Annotated in this window: 13 protein-coding genes and 1 tRNA gene; 7 read left to right on the top strand and 7 right to left on the bottom strand. The window is 62.4% G+C overall.

What is annotated here, in order from left to right; genetic code table 11:
- The first annotated feature begins 2 nt into the window (after positions 1-2).
- From C0099_RS03855 to C0099_RS15825, 6 genes are all read left to right on the top strand, one after another.
- Positions 3-545: a hypothetical protein gene (locus C0099_RS03855; RefSeq protein ID WP_102246223.1), complete on the top strand. Its 543-nt coding sequence runs from the start codon at positions 3-5 to the stop codon at positions 543-545.
- Positions 542-1,651, top strand: a complete 1,110-nt coding sequence (locus tag C0099_RS03850) for an efflux RND transporter periplasmic adaptor subunit (RefSeq protein ID WP_102246222.1) — start codon at positions 542-544, stop codon at positions 1,649-1,651. The genes C0099_RS03855 and C0099_RS03850 overlap by 4 nt, the downstream gene beginning before the upstream one ends.
- Before the next feature lie 12 nt (positions 1,652-1,663).
- Positions 1,664-4,783 carry an efflux RND transporter permease subunit gene (locus C0099_RS03845; RefSeq protein WP_102246221.1) on the top strand — a complete coding sequence of 1,040 codons (3,120 nt, stop codon included), beginning with the start codon at positions 1,664-1,666 and terminating at the stop codon, positions 4,781-4,783.
- A 41-nt stretch (positions 4,784-4,824) separates the two neighbouring features.
- Positions 4,825-5,241: a hypothetical protein gene (locus tag C0099_RS16165; RefSeq protein WP_102246220.1), complete on the top strand. Its 417-nt coding sequence runs from the start codon at positions 4,825-4,827 to the stop codon at positions 5,239-5,241.
- Positions 5,242-5,277: 36 nt separating this feature from the next.
- The gene (locus tag C0099_RS03835) at positions 5,278-6,318 is read left to right on the top strand and encodes a DMT family transporter (RefSeq protein WP_102246219.1); all 1,041 of its coding nucleotides are present in this window, start codon (positions 5,278-5,280) and stop codon (positions 6,316-6,318) included.
- An 863-nt stretch (positions 6,319-7,181) separates the two neighbouring features.
- Positions 7,182-9,029, top strand: coding sequence for a hypothetical protein (locus C0099_RS15825; protein WP_123785215.1), 1,848 nt, complete (start codon positions 7,182-7,184; stop codon positions 9,027-9,029).
- Positions 9,030-9,119: 90 nt separating this feature from the next.
- Here the strand turns inward: C0099_RS15825 and C0099_RS03825 are convergent, their stop codons facing one another.
- The 4 genes from C0099_RS03825 to C0099_RS03810 are packed head-to-tail and all read right to left on the bottom strand — an operon-like array spanning position 9,120 to position 16,908.
- Positions 9,120-12,317, bottom strand: a complete 3,198-nt coding sequence (locus tag C0099_RS03825; RefSeq protein ID WP_102246217.1) for a type I restriction endonuclease subunit R — start codon at positions 12,315-12,317, stop codon at positions 9,120-9,122.
- Between the two features lie 7 nt (positions 12,318-12,324).
- Positions 12,325-14,082 carry a GmrSD restriction endonuclease domain-containing protein gene (locus C0099_RS03820; protein WP_199797676.1) on the bottom strand — a complete coding sequence of 586 codons (1,758 nt, stop codon included), beginning with the start codon at positions 14,080-14,082 and terminating at the stop codon, positions 12,325-12,327.
- A 5-nt stretch (positions 14,083-14,087) separates the two neighbouring features.
- Positions 14,088-15,356, bottom strand: coding sequence for a restriction endonuclease subunit S (locus C0099_RS03815; protein WP_102246215.1), 1,269 nt, complete (start codon positions 15,354-15,356; stop codon positions 14,088-14,090).
- A complete protein-coding gene (locus tag C0099_RS03810) occupies positions 15,346-16,908 on the bottom strand; it encodes a class I SAM-dependent DNA methyltransferase (protein WP_102246214.1) in 1,563 nt (520 codons plus the stop codon). The genes C0099_RS03815 and C0099_RS03810 overlap by 11 nt, the downstream gene beginning before the upstream one ends.
- Positions 16,909-17,159: 251 nt before the next feature.
- Here C0099_RS03810 and C0099_RS03805 point away from each other — a divergent pair, with 251 nt between their 5' ends.
- The gene (locus tag C0099_RS03805) at positions 17,160-17,609 is read left to right on the top strand and encodes a helix-turn-helix domain-containing protein (RefSeq protein WP_228151644.1); all 450 of its coding nucleotides are present in this window, start codon (positions 17,160-17,162) and stop codon (positions 17,607-17,609) included.
- Positions 17,610-17,699: 90 nt separating this feature from the next.
- On the opposite strand, the gene C0099_RS03800 is transcribed toward C0099_RS03805, so the two are convergent.
- The 3 genes from C0099_RS03800 to C0099_RS03790 all read right to left on the bottom strand — a co-directional run bounded on the left by C0099_RS03800 (position 17,700) and on the right by C0099_RS03790 (position 19,843).
- Complete coding sequence (locus C0099_RS03800) at positions 17,700-18,080, bottom strand: hypothetical protein (protein WP_102246213.1); 381 nt, start codon at positions 18,078-18,080, stop codon at positions 17,700-17,702.
- Positions 18,077-19,507: a site-specific integrase gene (locus C0099_RS03795; RefSeq protein WP_102246212.1), complete on the bottom strand. Its 1,431-nt coding sequence runs from the start codon at positions 19,505-19,507 to the stop codon at positions 18,077-18,079. The genes C0099_RS03800 and C0099_RS03795 overlap by 4 nt, the downstream gene beginning before the upstream one ends.
- A 260-nt stretch (positions 19,508-19,767) precedes the next feature.
- Positions 19,768-19,843, bottom strand: a tRNA-Phe gene (locus tag C0099_RS03790).
- Positions 19,844-19,871: the final 28 nt, after the last annotated feature.

Below are 19,871 nucleotides of genomic sequence, written 5' to 3'. Positions count from 1 at the left end.
CGATGTCCACACACCGCATTACTCTCGGCATGGTGGCGCTCGCCCTGTGCCTGCATGCCCCGGCGGCCCTGTCCGGCCCCGGCCACGATCATGGCGAGGAGGCCGCACCGCAGGCCACTGGCCCCGCCGCACCACGTTTCGCCGCCACCAGTGAGCTGTTCGAACTGGTCGGCGTGCTCGACGGCGATCTGCTCACCCTCTATCTCGACCATGCCGACAGCAACGCGCCAGTCGAGAACGCCGAACTCGAATTCGAGCTCGGCCCCGACACGCTGACGGTCGAGCCGGTCGCGCCCGGCACCTTCGGCGTGCACCTGCCTGCCGAACCGGCTGAGGGCGAATATGCCGTGGTCGCCACCGTGATCACGGCCGATGCAGCCGACGTGCTGGTTGGTACGCTGGACGTGCATCACGCCGACGAAGCCGCTACGGATGAACACGACCATGCCGAACAGTGGCTGCCGTGGGCCATCGCCGGCGGCGCACTGCTGGCGCTGCTGGCCGCGCTGCTGCGTGGTGGCCGCGGGCGGGAGGTGCGCGCATGAAGACCCGCATCCTGCAACTATGCCTGCTCGCTGCGCTGAGCACGGCCATGCCCGCCGCGTGGAGCGGCCCCGGTCATGACCATGGCGAGGAGGCCGCCCCGGTGGCCGGCGACGGCCCGCGCCGCGCACCCGACGGCAGCGTCTTCCTGCCCAAGCCGGCGCAGCGCCAGCTCGGCGTGCGCACCCTGCCGGTCGAGCGCGCAGCCCTGCCGCGCACGCTGGAACTGAACGGCCGTGTGGTAATGGACCCCAATGCCGGGGGTCTGGTGCAGCCCATGCAGGGCGGCCGCGTCGAGGCCGGACCGGACGGCCTGCCGGAGCCGGGGCGGCCGGTGCGACGCGGCGAAGTGCTGGCCTGGGTGGTGCCTGCGGCCGGCGCCATCGAACGCGCCGGACAGCAGGCGCAACTGGCCGAACTGCGCGCCGAGCGCGACATCGTCGGCGCCCGCCTGAAGCGCCTGCGCGAGCTGGCCGACAGCGTGCCACGCAAGGACATCGACGAGGCCGCCGCAACGTTGGCGAGCCTGGACACACGCATCCGCGCCACGCGCGACGGCCTGCAGGGGCGCGAGGCGCTTACTGCGCCGGTCGATGGCGTGATCGCCGAGGCGCGCGCGGTGGCCGGTCAGGTGGTCGATGCGCGCGAGACGCTGTTCGAGATTGTCGACCCGACGCGGTTGCGCATCGAGGCGCTGGCTTATGAACCCGAGCGCGTCACGCGCATCACTGGCGGCAGCCTCGCGGTCGGCGGACGCGTGCTGGCACTGCGTCACGTCGGAACGGCCAGCGCGCTGCGCGATCAGGCACTGCCGATCCGCTTCGCTGCGACCGGCGAGGCGCTGGACGGGCTGGCGCTGGGGCAAACCGTGCGCGTGCAGGTGCAACTGGCCGACACCGTGGACGGGCATCGCGTGCCGGCCGCGGCGCTGATGAAGAACCCCTCGAATCAGACCATCGTGTGGGTCAAGACCGCGCCCGAGCACTTCGAGCCGCGCGTGGTGCTGAGCGAGCCGCTCGACGGCGGCCATGTCGCGGTGACGTCCGGGCTGACCGACGGCGACCGCGTGGTGGTGCGCGCCGCCGCCCTCGTCAACCAGATCCGCTGAGGGGAGGCGCACATGTTCAAGTGGTTACTCGATGCCAGCCTCGCCAACCGGCTGGTGGTCATCGTCGCCAGTCTGGCGGCGATGGCCTGGGGGGCGCTGACGCTGTCGCAGACGCCGGTGGACGTCTTCCCCGATCTGAACAAGCCCACTGTCACGCTGATGACCGAAGCCGGCGGCATGGCCGCCGAGGAAGTCGAACAGCTCATCACCTTTCCGCTGGAGACGGCCATGAACGGCCTGCCCGGCGTGGAATCGGTGCGTTCTGTGTCCAGCGCGGGCCTGTCATTCATCTACGTCACCTTCGACTGGGACACCGAAATCTACCGCGCCCGCCAGATGGTGTCCGAACGGCTCGGCTCCATGGAGCAGGCCCTGCCGCCGGGCATCGTCGCGCACATGGGGCCGATCAGTTCGATCATGGGCGAGATCATGCAGATCGCGATTCCCATCGATCCGCAGCGCATCTCGCCGATGGATGTGCGCGAGTACGCCGACTGGGTGCTGCGCCTGCGGCTGATGTCGGTTCCGGGCGTGGCCCAGGTTATTCCCATTGGCGGCGAGGTACGCCAGTTCCAGGTGCAGCCCGACACCGCGCGCATGCGTGATCTGGGCATCACCCAGGAGGATCTGGCCAACGCGCTGCAGGGCTTCGCGGCAAATACCTCGGGCGGTTTCCTGGAACTGAACGGGCGCGAGTACCTGATCCGGCACCTGGGCCGAACTTCGGTACTGGAGGATCTGCGCCAGCTCGCACTGACCGTGCGCAATGACCAGCCGGTGCTGCTCAAGCAGATCGCCGAGGTCACCTTCGCGCCCAAGGTCAAGCGCGGTGACGCCGGCTTCGAAGGCCAGCCAGCGGTAATCCTTGGCGTGCAGAAGCAGCCCACGGCCGACACCATCGCGGTGACCCGCGCCATCGAGACGGCGCTCGACGAGATGAAGTCCTCGCTGCCCGAGGGCATGGCGGAACCGCGCGTGACCTTCCGCCAGGCAAGCTTCATCGAGGCTTCCATCGATACGCTGACGGGCAAGCTGATCGCCGCCTCGGTGTTCGTCGCGGCCATCCTCGCGCTGTTCCTCGGCACGCTGCGCCCCACGCTGATCGCCCTGACCGCGATTCCCGTGTCGATCCTGATCACCGCGATGGTGTTCGACTACTTCGGCATGTCGATCAACACCATGACGCTGGGTGGGCTGGCGATTGCCATCGGCGGCCTGGTGGACGACGCGGTGGTGGATGTGGAGAACATCATCCGCCGCCTCAAGACCGCCCGTGCCGCACATCCGGGCATCGCGCTGCCGCTGCTGTCCATCGTACGCAACGCCTCGCTGGAAGTGCGCTCGGGCATCGTCTACGCGACGATGATCATCGTGCTGGTGTTCCTGCCACTGTTCGCGTTGCCGGGCATCGAAGGGCGGCTGTTCGTGCCGCTGGGTGTGGCCTTCATCGTGTCCACGCTGGCTTCGCTGATCGTGTCGGTCACGCTCACGCCGGTGCTGGCCTTCTACCTGCTGCCCGGTATGAAGTCGCTCGAGCATGGCGACACGCGGCTGCTGGCGTGGATCAAGCGCGGCTACGGCCGCGCGCTGGCACGCGTGCTGGAACGCCCACGCCCGGCCGTCGCCGCCGGTGCCGTGGCGGTGCTGCTCGCCGCGGCGGCGGTGCCGACCTTTCCGACCACCTTTCTGCCGCCGTTCAACGAGGGCACGCTACTCGTCGGCCTGCGCCTCAATCCGGGCGTGACGCTGGCCGAATCCTCTGCACTGGCGAGCGAGGCCGAGCGGCTGGTACGTGAGGTGCCGGAAGTCACCCACGTCGGACGTCGCAGTGGCCGGGCGGAACTCGACGAACACGCCGAGGGCGTGCATGTCAGCGAACTCGACATCGGGCTGATCCCGGCCTCTGAGCTAACCCGCAGCATGGACGAAATTCGGGCCGACATCCGATCACGGCTGGTCAATCTGCCGGCCGCCGTGGCCATCGGGCAGCCGATCTCGCACCGCATCGACCACATGATGTCGGGCGTGCGCTCGCAGATCGCGATCAAGCTCTTCGGCGAGGATCTGGACGTGCTGCGCAGCCAGGCGGAGGCGCTGCGCGCGAGGCTCGCCGACATTCCCGGCCTGGCCGATCTGGAGGTCGAGAAGCAGGTACTCGCGCCGCAGATCAAGGTGCGCATCGACTACGCAGCGGCCGCGGCTTACGGCGTGCCGACCTCACGCGTGTTGAGCCTGCTGCAGGCCATGGTCGAGGGCGAGGAGCTGGCGCAGATCGTCGAGGGTTCGCGCCGCTTCGACCTGGTGGTGCGCCTGCCCGACACCGCGCGCACGGTCGAGGGGCTGTCGCGCATGCTGATCGACACGCCCAGCGGCTTCGTGCCGCTGTCGAGGCTGGCCACCATCGAGGACGGCGACGGCCCCAACCAGATCAGCCGCGACGACGGACGCCGCCGCATCGTGCTGTCGGCCAACGTGCAGGAGCGCGCGCTGTCCGAGGTAGTCGAGGACATCCGCGCACGGGTCTCCGAGCACCGCCTGCCGGAGGGCTACTTCATCACCCTGGGTGGTCAGTTCGAGGCGCAGGAACAGGCCGCGCGGCTGGTCGGCATGCTGGCGCTGGTGTCGGCCGCGCTGATGTTCGTGGTGTTGTTCTCACGCTACCGCTCATACCGGCTGGCTGCGCTGATCATGGCCAACATCCCGCTGGCGCTGGTCGGCGCGGTGATCGGCCTGTGGCTGTCGGGCCAGCCGCTGTCCATCGCGGCGCTGATCGGCTTCATCACCCTGGCCGGCATCTCGGTGCGCAACGGCATCCTCAAGGTCAGCCACTACATCAACCTGATGCGCTCGGAGAACGAGAACTTCGACCACGCGATGATCCTGCGCGGCTCGCTCGAACGTCTCAGCCCGGTGTTGATGACCGCACTGGTCACCGCCTTCGCGCTCGCCCCGCTGCTGTTCGAGGCCGAGCGCCCCGGCACCGAGATTCTGCATCCGGTGGCGGTGGTGATCTTCTCCGGCCTGATCAGCTCGACCCTGCTCGACACCTTCCTGACCCCCGCCCTGTTCTGGCTGTTCGGCCGGCGCGATACCGAGCGCCTGATGAACCAGAACGAGAAGGAGGCATTCTGATGACCCCGTTTCACAACCCCCTGCAACCAAGGAGCCCACACATGAACGCTCGCACCCTGATCCTGCTGTCCTGCCTGCTCGCCGCCACGCCCGCACTGGCCGACAAGAGCCACGGTCACGCACATGGCGACGGCCATGGTCACAGCCACGCTGAAGAAGGCGCCCATGACCATGCGCCGAAGCACGGCGGCATCGTCAGCGAAGCCAACGACCTCGACTTCGAGCTGGTCAGCCAAGACGGCCTGCGGTTGTTCGTGCGCGATCACGGCGAGCCGGTCAACACCGACGGCGGCAGCGCCAAACTGACAGTCGTATCCAAGGACGGCAAGCAGGACATCGAGCTCGCGCCTGCCGGAGAGCATTTCGCCGGCACGGCGCAGTTGCCCGCCGGCGCGCGCGTGGTGGCGCGGGTGACGCTCGGCGGGCGTACCATGGCAGTGCGATTCGCCATGCCGTAAGCCCGGCCGACGCATCGCCGTTCAACGGAGGTCGCCATGCACCGCGGAATCGTGCTCGCACTGGCGGCAGCCGTGCTGTTCGGTGCGAGCACTCCGTTCGCCAAGCTCGTCGTCGCCAGCGCCCATCCGGTGTTGCTGGCTGGCTTGCTGTACCTCGGCAGCGGGTTTGGCCTGAGCGCTTTCCGGCTGCTGCGCGACCGCGGCTGGGCCGCTTCCGGCTTGGTGGCCGGCGAATGGCCCTGGCTCACCGCCGCCGTACTGTTCGGCGGCGTGCTGGGGCCGGTGGCGCTGCTCATCGGCCTGGCCCGCACGGATGCCGCCTCGGCCTCGCTGCTCCTCAACCTGGAGGGCGTGCTGACTGCGCTGATCGCCTGGATCATATTTCGCGAACATTGCGACCGGCGCCTCGTCATCGGCATGCTGGCCATCGTGGCCGGCGGCGTGCTGCTGGCGTGGCCGTCGCAACAAGCCGAAACTGGTGGCAGCACCGGCGGCGCCCTGTGGATTGCCGTGGCCTGCGCGTGCTGGGCCATCGACAACAATCTGACACGCCGCATCTCGGGCGGTGACGCGGTATTCATCGCCACCATCAAGGGCCTGACGGCGGGCGCCATCAACCTCGTCATCGCCTGGATGCTGGGTGCCTCGTGGCCGGCCGCGGGCAGCGCCTTGAGCACCCTCGCCATCGGCCTGGTCGGCTACGGCATCAGTCTGGCGCTGTTCGTGCTCGCACTGCGCGAACTCGGCGCGGCGCGCACCGGCGCCTATTTCTCGCTCGCGCCCTTCGTCGGCGTCGCCGTCGCGCTGGCACTGCCCGGCGGCGAAGCGCCGCCTCTGCTGTGGCCCGCCGCGCTGCTGATGGGCGTCGGACTGTGGCTGCACCTGAGCGAGCGGCACGACCACGAACACCACCACGAGCCGCTCGAACACAGCCACTTGCACTGGCACGACGAACATCACCACCACGAGCATTCGGGAATCGCCACCGAAGAACCGCACGTCCATCGCCACACTCATACGGCGGTCACGCACAAGCACGCGCACTTTCCCGATCTGCACCACCGGCACCGCCACTGAATACTGCAACCGCCGAGGCGCAATGGTGGCTGGAAGAATCGGACAACGCCCGCAAGAAGTTCGCAAACGCCTGGAAGGCATTGTCGGGCGACAGCGAACGCCTGTCGGAGAACCTCAAGGGCTGGCCTTCTACACGAAGTTCTCCAAGCTAATCCAGCAGGCGACGACATCAGCGCGGCCAAAAGGCCGCCTTCATCGCCCAAGGGGGTCAAAATTACCTCGGCGTCACGGGGTCAGTTTTACATCGGCGGCGACAACTAGCACCCAAAGAAACAAGCGTCGCGCAGGAGTAGCGGCAGAACAGGGGAGGCAAGCGCGTGGGTATCGCCTCGCCCGAGTAACGGCAGTGAACCCCGCACCAACTCCCCAGCGAGTTACTACAGACCAATCTCAATTCCGACAACGAGTTGAGCCACGAGATTGCCCGCACACAAGAAGCAAGCGGGGCGACGGATGGGGTCCGAACATCGAACGTGTAAGCGACGCTTACACGTTGCCCTTCAGACCAGAACACCTGCCACGAACCAAGGGCCCGCCTGTAAGGCAGCAGCACTGAAGCTGCGGCCTGCCAGTGCTATCGCAGTTACAGCCCTTCGTCTGGGTAGATTTCAGACCATCAATTTGGTTGCGTTATCAGACACCCGGGTAGCTATACGTAAACACAGCACTTGCTGTTACTCAAGCTCGCGATAACGCTAACAAGGCCCCTGGATTGCTAATCAAGGGGGCATTAGATGAGAGGAAAAGCTCAATTTTTCAATACGTTGTATACATGTCGTTATAAAGCCGTTACGGCAGATAACGTGATCAGGCCAATCAACTTCACAAGCGTCTTTGCGAGCTCCAATCCTAAGGAGCTCGATATGCCAATCACCTACTCAAGCATCACCGAACTGTTGCAACAACACTTCTCCGTCAGCGAGAACCCGACGCCAAGCGCGGTGCAGCGTTACCGTAATCATGTCAGTACGCTGAACAGCTACCTCGCCTTCTGCGGGAAATCTACCGCATCAAACGTGGGGGCCGAACTGGGCAGCGCCTTCGATAGCCGCCTCCGGGCCTACCTCGATCAAGTCCAAGTCGTTGCGCGCACACGGCGTGACCGAGCCAGCCACCTTCGTCTTGTGTACCGGCTTCACCAAGGGGCCAATGCCAAGCCATCACAGAAGGTGACTGATCCGTCATGCTTCAGCGGCATGCTTCGACAAAAGGTGGCCGAATCGGGACTTTCCATTGAAAGACTTGCCGAACTGGCACACATCACCCCCGCAACATTGCTCAAGTGGATTCGCGGGAAAAGGCCCGAAGCGAGGCACGAAGCGGCCGTTCACCGACTTGAGTCTGCGCTGTCGGTTGGCCGAAATGGTCTGACTCGCCATATCCACACACAGGGCGAGGAGGCACTTCCTGCGCCCGCCACACCATCTCACCGAGCGCGCATAGCGGAGCGCCCCAAACACAACCTCTTCTTGAGCGAACCCGAGTTTCCGGACCAGTTCAGAGCAGAGTGGGGTTCCCTGATTGACTACAAGACAAGCGCATTCCCGACATTGGAGCGGCAAACGCGAGGACGTTGGCGACTTATCCCCATAGGCGTGTCTGCAGCTCTGAGTCAGTTCGCCGTCCGGGGAAGCATGGCCTGCCCGACTGCGGACAACGTGATCGGGCGGCTTAGATCGTTCTTTGGCGTTCTGACCAAGCTACCCATCGAGCATGGCGGCATCCCATGGAACAGCACGCCACCGATCACACTCGCCTGGCTTGCTCACCCCCACGCACTGAATTGCTACCTCTCGTGGCTAACCGCCCAGTCAGGAGGGATACAACATTCAGGCCACAAAGTATTTGCGCTGATCGTGTGCAACCTCCTGCGACCGAACACAGGATTTCTTTGGCAGCAACCCTCAACCTACCGAAACAGGCTTCCAGAGGACTACCGACCGGCCAGCGATGAGGCATGGCAAGAGATGTGCGCCAAAAGCCACAAGCTGCTTCGCGACTACACGCGAAGCTCGAACAGTCTGAGCAGGAAGCCGGAAGAACCTATCGCACACCTACTGGAACTCCCCGATCCTCTGCGGCCTCTTCGCGAGGCGATCTGCAAGATCGAAGCCGACGCAGCTGCCGCACCTCCCGGGAGTATTACTGAGGCAAGACACAAGCGGAATGCTCTGGTTATGGCACTTCTACTGGCAAACCCCTTGCGCGCGCGAACCTGGATGTCGATGACGTGGCTCCCCTCAGGACAGGGCACGCTTCAAGGCAGCCCGAGCCAAGGCTGGCGCATACAACTTCAACCCCAACACTTGAAGACGGGCGAATTCCAAAAGGGACGTGCGTACTCTGTCAAACTTGCGAACTGGGTAAAGCCCATGCTGGATGAGTACATCGAGGAGTACCGAAACACCCTGCTTGCAGGCAATCAGAGCGACTACCTTTTGGTAGGCGGCAGGAAAGGAAGGATTTGGGAAGGGTTTGGGAAAACCGTTTTTAACTTGACTCGCCGCTATATCCCTGGCTCGCCGGGTTTTGGGCCACATGCGGTGCGGCATCTGGTTGCGACTTCATGGCTACGCAAGTATCCCGGGGACTTTCTAGCTGTCGCTGAATTGCTGAACGATAACCTCACCACCGTTCTCGCAAACTACGCGCACCTGCGCAGAGATGACTCGTTCGCGCGGTATGAAGCCTATATCGACACGCTGACCTGAAAGACCACACCCCCTTGGGATTCAGCCGCTCGGCCGCTGACTCCCAAGGGATTTTCGTCCTCAGCAGAGACGAGCTCGATCAAAGCGGCCTTAGCGCACGCCCCAAGCCGCCGACAGCACCTCGGCCTGTTGCAAGACCGTCTGTACGGCGGCGTCTTGGAGATCTGGTGGATAGCCATACTTGCGCAGGATCCGCTTGACCAGCACGCGCAGCCTTGCGCGGGCCGACTCCCGGTGCGCCCAGTCGACCGCGACGTTTTCGCGCAGGCTCACCAGCAACTCGTGCGCGATCACCTTCAGTTTGTCGTCGCCCATCACCTGCAGGGCCGACTCGTTCTCCGCTAGGGCATCGTAGAAGGCGACTTCCTCCTCGGATAGTCCCTGCTCCTCGCCCCGGGTGCGTGCTGCGCGGATGTCCTGAGCCAACTTGATGAGCTCCTGGAGCACCTCGGCGGTAGTGATCGCGTTAGCGTGGTAGCGAGCGATGGCATCTTCCAGCCGTTCGGTGAACGCGCGCGTCTCAACCACGTTGGTGCGCGTGCGCGAACGGATGCTGTCGTTGAGTAGCTTGCGCAGCGCCTCAAGCCCTAAGTTCTTCTTCTCCATCTGTTGGACTTCGAGCAGGAACTCGTCCGACAGGATGGAGATATCCGGCGACTGAATGCCGGCGGCTGCCAGGATATCCACGATTTCGGTGGATACCACGGCGCGGCTGACGATCTGCTGGATGGCCAGCTCTCGATCCTCGCGGGACTTGCCAGAGCCTGCCGCTGACTTCACCAGTGCAGCCCGGATCGCCTGGAAGAAGCCGACCTCCTCACGGATACCCCGTGCCTCATCGGAACTGGCAGCCAGCGCAAAGGCCTTCGAGAGCGCCAGAACGCCGTCCGCAAAACGTCTCTGAGCCTGTTTCTTGGCCTCCGGGGTTTTCTCGGCTGCGGCCCACTGCTGCTGCTTGTCGAGAATCCACTCGATGGCACCAGCCATCATCGCCAGTCGCTCGCCCGGAGTGCCGGCCAAGGCGGTTTGGTAGTCGAAGCCGTGGAACATGTCGCGCACGATCTCGTACTTCTCCAACATCACGGCCACGGCCTCGGCTTCATCAACGCCGGTTTTGTCCTGATCGGGCCGGGAGTACTGAGCAAGTGCAGATTTCAAGTTCTGTGCAATCCCGATGTAGTCGACGATCAGGCCGGCGGGCTTGTCACGGAACACTCGGTTCACCCGTGCGATGGCCTGCATCAGCCCGTGTCCGCGCATCGGCTTGTCGATGTACATCGTGTGCATGCTGGGGGCGTCGAAGCCCGTCAGCCACATGTCGCGCACGATCACCAGCCGCAAGGGGTCATCCGGATCTCGCGCCCGCTTGGCTAACAGGTCACGGCGAGTCTTGTTGCCGATGTGTTGTTGCCAACCCTCCGGGTCAGTTACCGCGCCTGTCATCACGATCTTGACGCTGCCCTCGTTGTCATTCGGGCTGTGCCAGTCCGGGCGCAGCTTCACGATCTCCTCGTACAGTGCCACGCAGATGCGCCGACTCATGCACACCACCATGGCCTTGCCCTTGAGCGCGGCCACCCGGTCTTCGAAGTGCTGAACCAGGTCTGCTGCCACCATGGTGAGCCGCTTCTTGCTGCCCACCAGAGACTCGACGGTGCTCCACTTTTGTTTGGCGCGCTCTGCGCTGGGCTCGTCCTCGTCTTCCAGCAGCGCCTCGATCTCGGCGTCGATGCAGGGCTTCTCGTCTTCGTCCAGCTCGATGCGCGCTAGCCGCGACTCGTAGTAAATCGGTACGGTCGCACCATCTTCTACAGCGCGGCTGATGTCGTAGATGTCGATGTAGTGGCCGAACACCGCTGGCGTGTTCACATCCGTTGCTTCGATGGGGGTGCCCGTGAAGCCGATGAACGAGGCGTTGGGCAGCGCATCGCGCAGGTACTTCGCAAAGCCGTAGGCGATCTCGCCCGTCTTGCTCGCCACCTTCGCCTTGAAGCCGTACTGGCTGCGGTGCGCTTCATCGGCAATCACAACCACGTTGGGGCGATCCGTCAGCATCGGGAAGTCGCTCTCCTCGGACGCGGGAGAGAACTTCTGCAGCGTGGTGAAGATCACGCCGCCGGAAGCGCGATTGAGCAGCGTGCGCAGGTGCTCCCGGTCCTGCGCCTGCACCGGTGTCTGGCGCAGCAGGTCGCGGCACATCGCGAAGGTGCCAAAGAGCTGGTCATCAAGGTCATTGCGGTCGGTCAATACCACCAGCGTCGGGTTGGCCATGCGGGGCTCAAACACCAGCAGGCCCGCATAGAAGGCCATCAGCAAGCTCTTGCCGGACCCCTGTGTATGCCAGATCACCCCGGCCTTGTGGTCCCCCGGTGGCTGATCCTTGACGCTGCGCAGCCTGTACTTGGCCGGATCCTCGGCAATCGAGGACTGACTCGCCCGCAGTGTAGAGATCACCGCCTTCTTGACCGCGTGAAACTGGTGGTAGCCCGCGATGATCTTTATTAGCCCGTTGCTGGTCTCGCCAAAGACCGTGAAGTGCCGCAGCAGCTCCAGCAAACGTCCATGCTCAAATACACCTTCGATCAGAGTCGCAAGCTCAGGCGTTCCTTTCGGCTCGATACGCGCGCCATCTGTCGTGCGCCACGGCATGAAGCGCTCCTGGTCGGCCGACAGTGAGCCCACTCGCGCAGAGAGGCCGTCCGAGGTCACCAGCAGGGCGTTGCTGCGAAACAATGCCGGGATCTGCTGCTTGTAGGTCTGCAGTTGATTGAAGGCGCCGGCGAGTGTGGCGTTCTCCGCACCAGGGGCCTTTAACTCGATCACCGCCAGGGGCAGCCCATTCACGAACACCACGACATCCGGGCGGCGCTTGTGCTGGCCTGCTACCACGGTGAATTGCTGCACTGCCAGCCAGTCGTTGTTGGCCGGAGTCTCAAAGTCGATCAGCCGAACCTTGCCCGCAGTGAGTGTGCCGTCCTCGGCGTAGTACTCGACATCCGCGCCTTCGATCAGCAGGCGGTGGATGCGGCGGTTTTCCTCCAGCAGCGTAGGCAGTTCGGATTGCGTCAGGCGACGGATGGCATCCGCCTGGGCCTCGCTGGGGAGCGAGGGGTTCAGCCTCGATACCGCTGCAGCCAGCCTTGCCGTGAGCACGACCTCGTCGTAGGCCGCACGCTCAGGGTTCTCACCGTCTGGGCCTATCCGGTCATCCGAAGCACAGGCATAGCCAAGCTCGATCAGTTGTTCCAGCAGTGCAGCTTCCAGCTGGGCTTCGGAGAGAAAGGCCATTAGTCAGCTACCTCAACGTTTCAAAGCCGCGCCGGACGATGTCAGCCATGAGCTTGCGTCGCGCGACCAGAAAATCGTCATACGCCATGCACTCCCAACTGTCTGGAAGAGCATGCAACTCATGCATGCGCGCCCACTCGTTCTCGCTGAAGCGAGGGCGGATCTGAGGTACGTAGACCGCGGGCGGATCATCGCTGATGTCGATGTTGTCGGGCCATTCGAGCAGCGCATAGTTGGCCATCTGGTTGATGACTTTCAGGTCTTCCTGCCCTTCCCCCTGCAACCATGCCCGCGGGAACAGGTGGTGGCGCTCCAGCGCTTTCTTCTTGGTCTTGAGGGAGGGGTCCAGCAGATCGCTCACCTTCTTGTGAGAGAACAACACTGGTGCGTTCAGACGGTTCTGCGCCGCGACGTAAGCGAACAATTCCGGGTTTCGGGCAGATGAGCTGTTTAGCGCTGCCGGCAGGGTTGTGGTCCAGAAGTCACCGGTGAGCTGGCTGGACATCAATTCATCCAGGATCGCCATAAACTGGGCTGCGTCGCTAACACCCCGCAGACGATTCAGGTCTCCGTCCATGACCGACTCGGGCGAACTGGTATAGCGCCCGGTCAGGCTCGCAAAGAAGAACCAACGCCCGATTACCTTTTGCAGCTGATGCTCCGGCACCTTGCACTGAGTCCGGCCAATCAGATAAATCGCGTAGGCATACAGCAGTGCGTTCTGCGACGAGATCATTTCCCCGCTGCGATAGCCAGCGCCCACAAGCGCACTCAGAAACTGATGCCAGCAGGTGAGGTCCAGCACCTTGGCCTGGGCCTGGCGCAACACCTCGAACTGAGCATCCCTCCGGTCTGCTGAAAACTCACCATTGTCCAGATCCTTCCCGCGCAACACTTGGTAGACGCTTTTCAGTCGTCCGCGTGAGAACCCCAACGCAACCGAGACGCGCAGCATCTGGTCCGGATCGGGCTCGATGAAGTGATTGAACGGCGAAGGCGGACTACCAAGTGCGGGCGGCTGTCGCGAGTTGCGGCAGAACTGCTCCAACTCGGCACGGCCTGCATCCCAGAACACCGACAGCAGGGTCAGGATGAAGTCGGCTTGATTGAGTTTTACTCCCTCGCTGTTGATGCGCACGAAAATGTCGGCCACCTGCTCTTCGTCCACTGTGGCCGCGATCTCCAGCGCCGTGAAAGGGTACTTTTGCAGATCGAAGAGACGGTCGAGGTTGTGACTGATCAGCTCTTCTTCTTCCTCGCTCAGCTCGACCTTGGCAGTCAAGGTCTTGAGAAATCCCTTGACCATCTTGAAGCTTGAGTTACCCGAAGCCCACAGCTCGGAAATGTTCGGAATCCACTCAGGGTCGCGCCGGATGGCCGCGTCTGCCACCTCGAAGGCCCCGGTACGCGGGCAGAAGGCAATCTCGATCTTGCGCTCCCGGTAGTCCTCGTCCAGCACCCGCTTGCCCCGAAACACTGCATACAGCGAGGTGAGCCGCTGCTGACCATCCACGATGAGGCGCGACGGAGCGCTATGCACCTTGTCCCCCACACCAATCTGCTTGGCGCCGTTGGTCTGGGCGTTCTCCCAAAACAGGAAGTAACCAACCGGAAACCCCCGATACATGGAATCGAACAGGTCGCGCACCTTGGCATTGGACCAAACAAAGGGACGCTGGATGTCGGGTAGGCCGATGTCGCCGATGTCGAGGTAGTGCAGCAGGTTGGACAAGTCGTAGTCCACTCGCTTGAAACAGGTCTTCATGTCGCTCACAGGGCGGGCTCCTCAATGAACTTCTCAGCATCCTTGATGCGCAGCTCGCCGGAGATCAGCTTGGGAAGGAGGGTGTCGCGGATCTGAGCGAGGCTCCGAGATTCAAGTTCGTTGCGTATCGCTTGGTCGACCAGCGGCTCCACCATCACTCCCATCCTCTCCAGCGCATCACCTGGAGGGCAAACTGTCATCGCGGCCTTGAGATGACCCCGCTGGATATGACCCATCGTCGTGGCTTTAGATGCAGCAATAGCTTGAAATGCTGCCAGGTGCTGATACACCCAGTGACTTACGAACCACATGGGGTAGCGGTCAGAAGTAACCTTGAACAGGTGTTGATTCAGTGCCCCTTCGCCTTCGGTCCAAAATTTAGCCATCAGACTACCAGACCAAGAGAATAGGAAATCACCGTCCCTGATCACGTACTTCTCTGGCACATCTCTAGACGCCCGATCACTCTTACGGCTTATTCCAGAGCGGAGTTCGGCAATCTTGATCACCGGGAGGCTTTGGTCAGGGTCTGCTGCTGGGAACTTCTGCAACGCAAGGCCGTTGAGAAAGTTTGCGATCTCATCTAGGGGTCGCATATCCCAACCCTCAGGCTTCCCTTCATCATCGAACCGCCCCGGAAAAAGCTCCCACAGATCGGCCGGCAAGTAGGGTTCTCGCCCTTCCATCTTGGCGCGAACGGGACCGAAGTCGACGAACCAGTCCTTGAGCAGGGCGCGGGCCATGGCCTCTAGCGTCTCGTTGCGGCGCCGGTTGAGTTCGATCTTGTCGTCCAGCGTACCGAGGATGTGGGCGATGGCGCGCTGCTGTTCTAATGGCGGCAAAGGAAACGCTTGTGCACCAAAAGAATCCCTGCTCAGGGTAGGGTTCGAGGTCCCGTCTTTTAGATGATTTAAACCGACATATTTGATTAAGAAGTAGCCATGCCGGAGATCGATGTCTGCCCTTAGCGGAAGCAGGGAGTAGGCAGTATCAATTACCCAGTAGTCATCAGCGGACCACTCGACCCCTAAAGGCCCTTGACCTTTTCTTCCGAGCACCACTCCGGGCCCTTTGAATAGTGCTGAATCATGCGTACCGCAACGACCATTTGTTCCATAGACAGGGACGGAGCCAGGGCGTCGGCTTGTTTCTACTAACGCTTTCCCGTACCTAAGCTGGAACAGGTCTCGAGCGGCAACTAGCGGCCAGTAGATCTGCTCAAGCGCAGGGAGACCTCGCGCCAAAGTTGTGCCTGTGGGCAAACTAGCGGCCATACCCAAGCTCCCTCAGGCTGGCCTCAATCGCTGCGTCCAGCCTTGCCGCCTCTTGCTGCTGCTCGCGCCACTGAGCACTGAGCCGGTGCATCTTGTCTCCAAAAGCCTCGCCATCCTCCTCTGTTTCCTCCGCACCAACGTAGCGGCCAGGGGTCAGCACATGCCCGTGCTTGCGAATCTCTTCCAGCCCTGCGCTCTTGCAAAAGCCGGGGATGTCCTCGTAGTTGCCAGCCGCCTTCTCACCGCGCCAAGCATGGTAGGTGTCAGCGATCTTCTGGATGTCGGCTTCACTGAGCTCACGCCGGGTGCGATCCACCAGCTTGCCCATGTTGCGGGCATCGATGAACAGCACTTCACCACGCCGATCACGCAGCGTCTCTTTGCCGCGCTTGCCGTTGGACTTGTCGCGGGCGAGAAACCACAGGCAGGCGGGGATCTGGGTGGAGTAGAACAGCTGGCCGGGCAGGGCCACCATGCAGTCGACGGCGTCGGCTTCGACCATTGCCTTGCGGATCTCGCCCTCGCCGCTCTGATTGGAGCTCATGGAGCCGTTGGCTAGAACGACGCCGGCGGCGCCAAACGGGGCCAGGTGCCAGTAAATGTGCTGCAGCCAGGCGTAGTTGGCGTTGCCCACGGGCGGCACGCCAAACTGCCAGCGCGAGTCTTCACGCAGGCGGTCGCCGCCCCAGTCGGAGATGTTGAAGGGCGGGTTGGCGAGGATGTGGTCGAAGCGCAGGTCGCGCAGCTCGTCCTTGTGGAAGCTGCCTTCGTTGTTCCAGCGGATATCGGAATCGATGCCGCGCACGGCCAGGTTCATCTTTGCCAGACGCCAGGTGGTGTAGTTGCTTTCCTGGCCGTAGATCGCGATGTCACCGATGCGCCCGCCGTGTTCGAGCACAAACTTCTCGGACTGCACGAACATGCCGCCAGAACCGCAACAGGGGTCATAAACGCGGCCCTGGTAGGGTTCAAGCATCTGCACCAGCACCTGCACCACCGAACGCGGGGTGTAGAACTCGCCGCCTCGCTTGCCTTCAGCCCCCGCGAACTGGCTGAGGAAGTACTCATAGACGCGCCCGAGGATGTCCTTGGACTTGTCGCCGTTCTCGTTCATCGCGATGCCCGAGATCAGGTCGATCAGCTCACCGAGCATCACCTTGTTGAGCGCCGGACGGGCGTAGTCCTTGGGCAGCACCCCTTTGAGGGATTCGTTGTCCTTCTCAATGGCGCGCATGGCGTCGTCGATGAGCGTGCCGATCTCAGGGCGCTTGGCGTTGGCTTTGAGGTGCGACCAGCGCGCCTCCTTGGGCACCCAGAACACGTTGTCGGCCAGATACTCATCCTTGTCCTCGGCCGCCTGCGCGTCTTCAGCCAGCAGGGCTGCGTGCCGGGCCTCGAACGCATCCGAGATGTACTTCAGGAAGATCAGCCCCAGCGCGACGTGTTTGTAGTCGCTGGGCTCCATGTTGCCCCGCAGCTTGTCTGCCGTCTTGAACAGATCGGCTTCGAAGCCGAGGTTGCCACCGTTGTCATTTCCAGCTGCTTTCGCCATGAGTTCCCTTCACTGCCGGGGCACCCGCCCTTAAGTCACACACCATCATGCGGGGAGACACTGCTACCTACGACAGAATCGCTTGTCCCCGCAGCTCAACATCTTTGGAGAAATGGGTAAATCGTATCACCCTGAAACATCGATCCAGGCCCTATCGCATGGCAGCTGGATAGTGCTGAGGGAAACAACTCAAGGTTGGGCTTCGCCCCCTGCGTCGCTTAGCGCTCTGAAAGCGGGCAACTCGGCGAGCCTTGAAACACCCAACCAGATCAGCAGATCTTGCACCGCCCGATGGGCTTTTTGCGCTTAAAATGGCAATAATCATTTCCCTTAAATCGATAAAGGCAAAGATTGTTTTCATGAAAAAAGTCGAGTCAAAACTCCTCAACGATAAGCAGCTTGCGCAAACCCGCGAGCTTGGAGAGAGCCTTCACCGCTTGCGCATCGCACGCCGCATCAAGCAGTCCGAAGCTGCCGTGCGTGCGGGGATGTCACGACCGACTGTCCGCAAGATCGAACAGGGAGATCCAGGAAGAACGCTTGGGCAGCTGATTAGATATCTCGGGGTGATCGCTCCAGGCATGACGCTGCAGCAGCTGCTTCAAGGCAAAGATCCTTCCGTCATTTTTTTAGAAGAGTCCGAGCGTCGTCGCCGAGTACGAGATCTGACCGAGGCTGAAAAAGCCGCGCTCGACTTCTGAATACCCACCAAGCTGCGCTGACTCCAAAATTGGCACTCCTGCGGCTGTAAAAACTACGGCCACCCGCGGGGGTGGCCGTTGCATGCTCAACTACGCAGCGCGCAGATCTAGCATCAGAGAGTGCTTGGAAACCTCGACATACCCGCGCTTGAGAAGCTTTTCACGCACGGGGCACGGCGGCAACGTAACGATCATGATGTCGTCCGCCAAAGTCTCACAGAGCTTCAAATAGGCATGGAGCCAGCGCTGCCGACGCCGGTGTGGTGGTGCGGCAGATACACAGACCCTGATCATGCCGCGCACCGCACTCCCCTCGCGCAGGTCCGTCTGAGCGGTGTACTCAACCGACACTGCAGCGTCGGCGTACTTAAGCTCTCGCTGATACACCCCGCCCGCTCGTCGCGCCTGCCGAACGAACAGTACCGTCTGTACGGCAAACCACACCAACTTCGCTTCTCCTCTCTTTTTCATGCAGCCCTCCTCCCGAAATCAACCCGGACAACGTTGCTGCGGGCAGTAACCGCCGAGGGCACTGCAGCAACACGCTTGCGAGCATCAAACAGGCTATCCGGCGCCACATCTTCGGCGACGGGAACACGCCGCTTCTTGGCTTGCTTCTCGAGTGCCTCCTTCGCCCTCCTCTCAAGAGCAGCATCAAATGCCGCAGTAACGCCTCTCTTGTAGCCTGCCGCGCAATGCTCAACACTCAGTTCTTCGCCATGCATCATGGTCGCGACCTCGGTTGCTTTGATATTCACGTAGCGCATCGCCATTTGGGCCGTCTTATGCCCCGTGATGACCATGAGAACAGGCAGATTCCCTTTGAACTCGAGCGCAAATCGGGTAGCCGAGGTGTGACGCAGGTCATGCAGCCCGACGTCTTCGACTCCTGCCGCGGCTCGAGCAACGGACCAGCCTTTCTTGACCGCTTCGTACGTCGTGGGGAACACCCTGTCCGCAAGCTGCGGCGGATTCGCTGCGTGGTCTTTGAGCTGTTTGAGGATGTGCAACGCACCGGGCCCGAGCGGAACCAGCCGCCGGCCTGCTTTTGCGTCGGGCAGCTCAAGCTGACGCTGCTGCCACTGGATATGCCCCCACCGCAGGTGGACGAGCGGCTCGCAAGATCGCATGGCGGTCTCAAGCATCAAGCAGGCAAGCGGAGCAACGTAGGGATTGGGGTACTTCGCCAGTTCAACGGAGAGCCTTTCCCACTCTTCGTTGCTCACGACCCGGTCGCGGCCCGGGTCGACGGAAGGCATGTGGAGCCCTTTGCCAGCCGGGTTACCTCCCCAGAACCGCCACCTCCAGCAGTTGGCAGCATGCGCAAAGAGGCGCCGCAACTCCGAGCGCTCAAGATGCACCGTAGCCGACTTCTTTCCCTCGGCAACGAGCGCGTTAATAAGCTGTTGGATGTGGTGCGTGGTCACATCCGACACCATCATCGTAGCGAGGCGTTTACGCGCTTTGTCGCTATCGCTGCTCGAAGTCTGCTGGCGCCCACGGTGCTCGTTGAGCGACGCGGGGATCACACGGTTGGGCTCCTCCGCGAAGGTCACTTCCCAGTAGATCCGCTCGCCCGCTTTCACCGAGTCGACCGGCGTAAGCTCGATGACAGGCAGACTGAGCGCGCGCAGGTACTGATTGATGCGCTGCGCATCCTGCCTGGCACCTTTCAGGAAAGGCAGTCGCTCGCGGGCGTAGTCCATGAACGCGACGCCAAGCGGCGTGCGCTGAGGCCCCATCCCAGACTGTCCGGGGCCATGCTCAAGCTCGTGACGCACGACTTCCATCGCGCGCCGCGCCTGCGCTTCGGACTTGAAACCCGCGCGATACACGTCTTTGCCGCGCATGCGCAGACGAAACGCCCAGCCCTTGCCGTCGCGATAGGGTTTAGCCATGGAGCCCCCCTTGCGCTGCGTGCGTGATGAGGGGGTGGGTGAGGAATATTTCTCGGTTCATGCGTAACTCCAGTTTTGAAAGTGGAGTTACGTATAGGCAAGCCGGTCGGGGATAGACCCTGTTTTTTCAGCGCTACTTGCGCAGTCAAACGCACGTAAACGCAGTGGTTCCACGTTGCCAGTGTCAGAAAAACGTCAGAAACCGGCGTTCAAAAGCACTTAGCCCAGCGCGGAGGCTGGGCTAAGTGCTTGAATTCACGTGGTGGCCAGGGACGGAATCGAACCGCCGACACGCGGATTTTCAATCCGCTGCTCTACCAACTGAGCTACCTGGCCCAAAGAGGCCGCATTATAGCCGACGAAT

Origin of the sequence: Pseudazoarcus pumilus, from assembly GCF_002872475.1 — a bacterium.
GTDB lineage: Bacteria > Pseudomonadota > Gammaproteobacteria > Burkholderiales > Rhodocyclaceae > Pseudazoarcus > Pseudazoarcus pumilus.
Note: the sequence above shows the minus strand (reverse complement) of the source record. Positions and strands in the feature narration are given on the sequence as shown.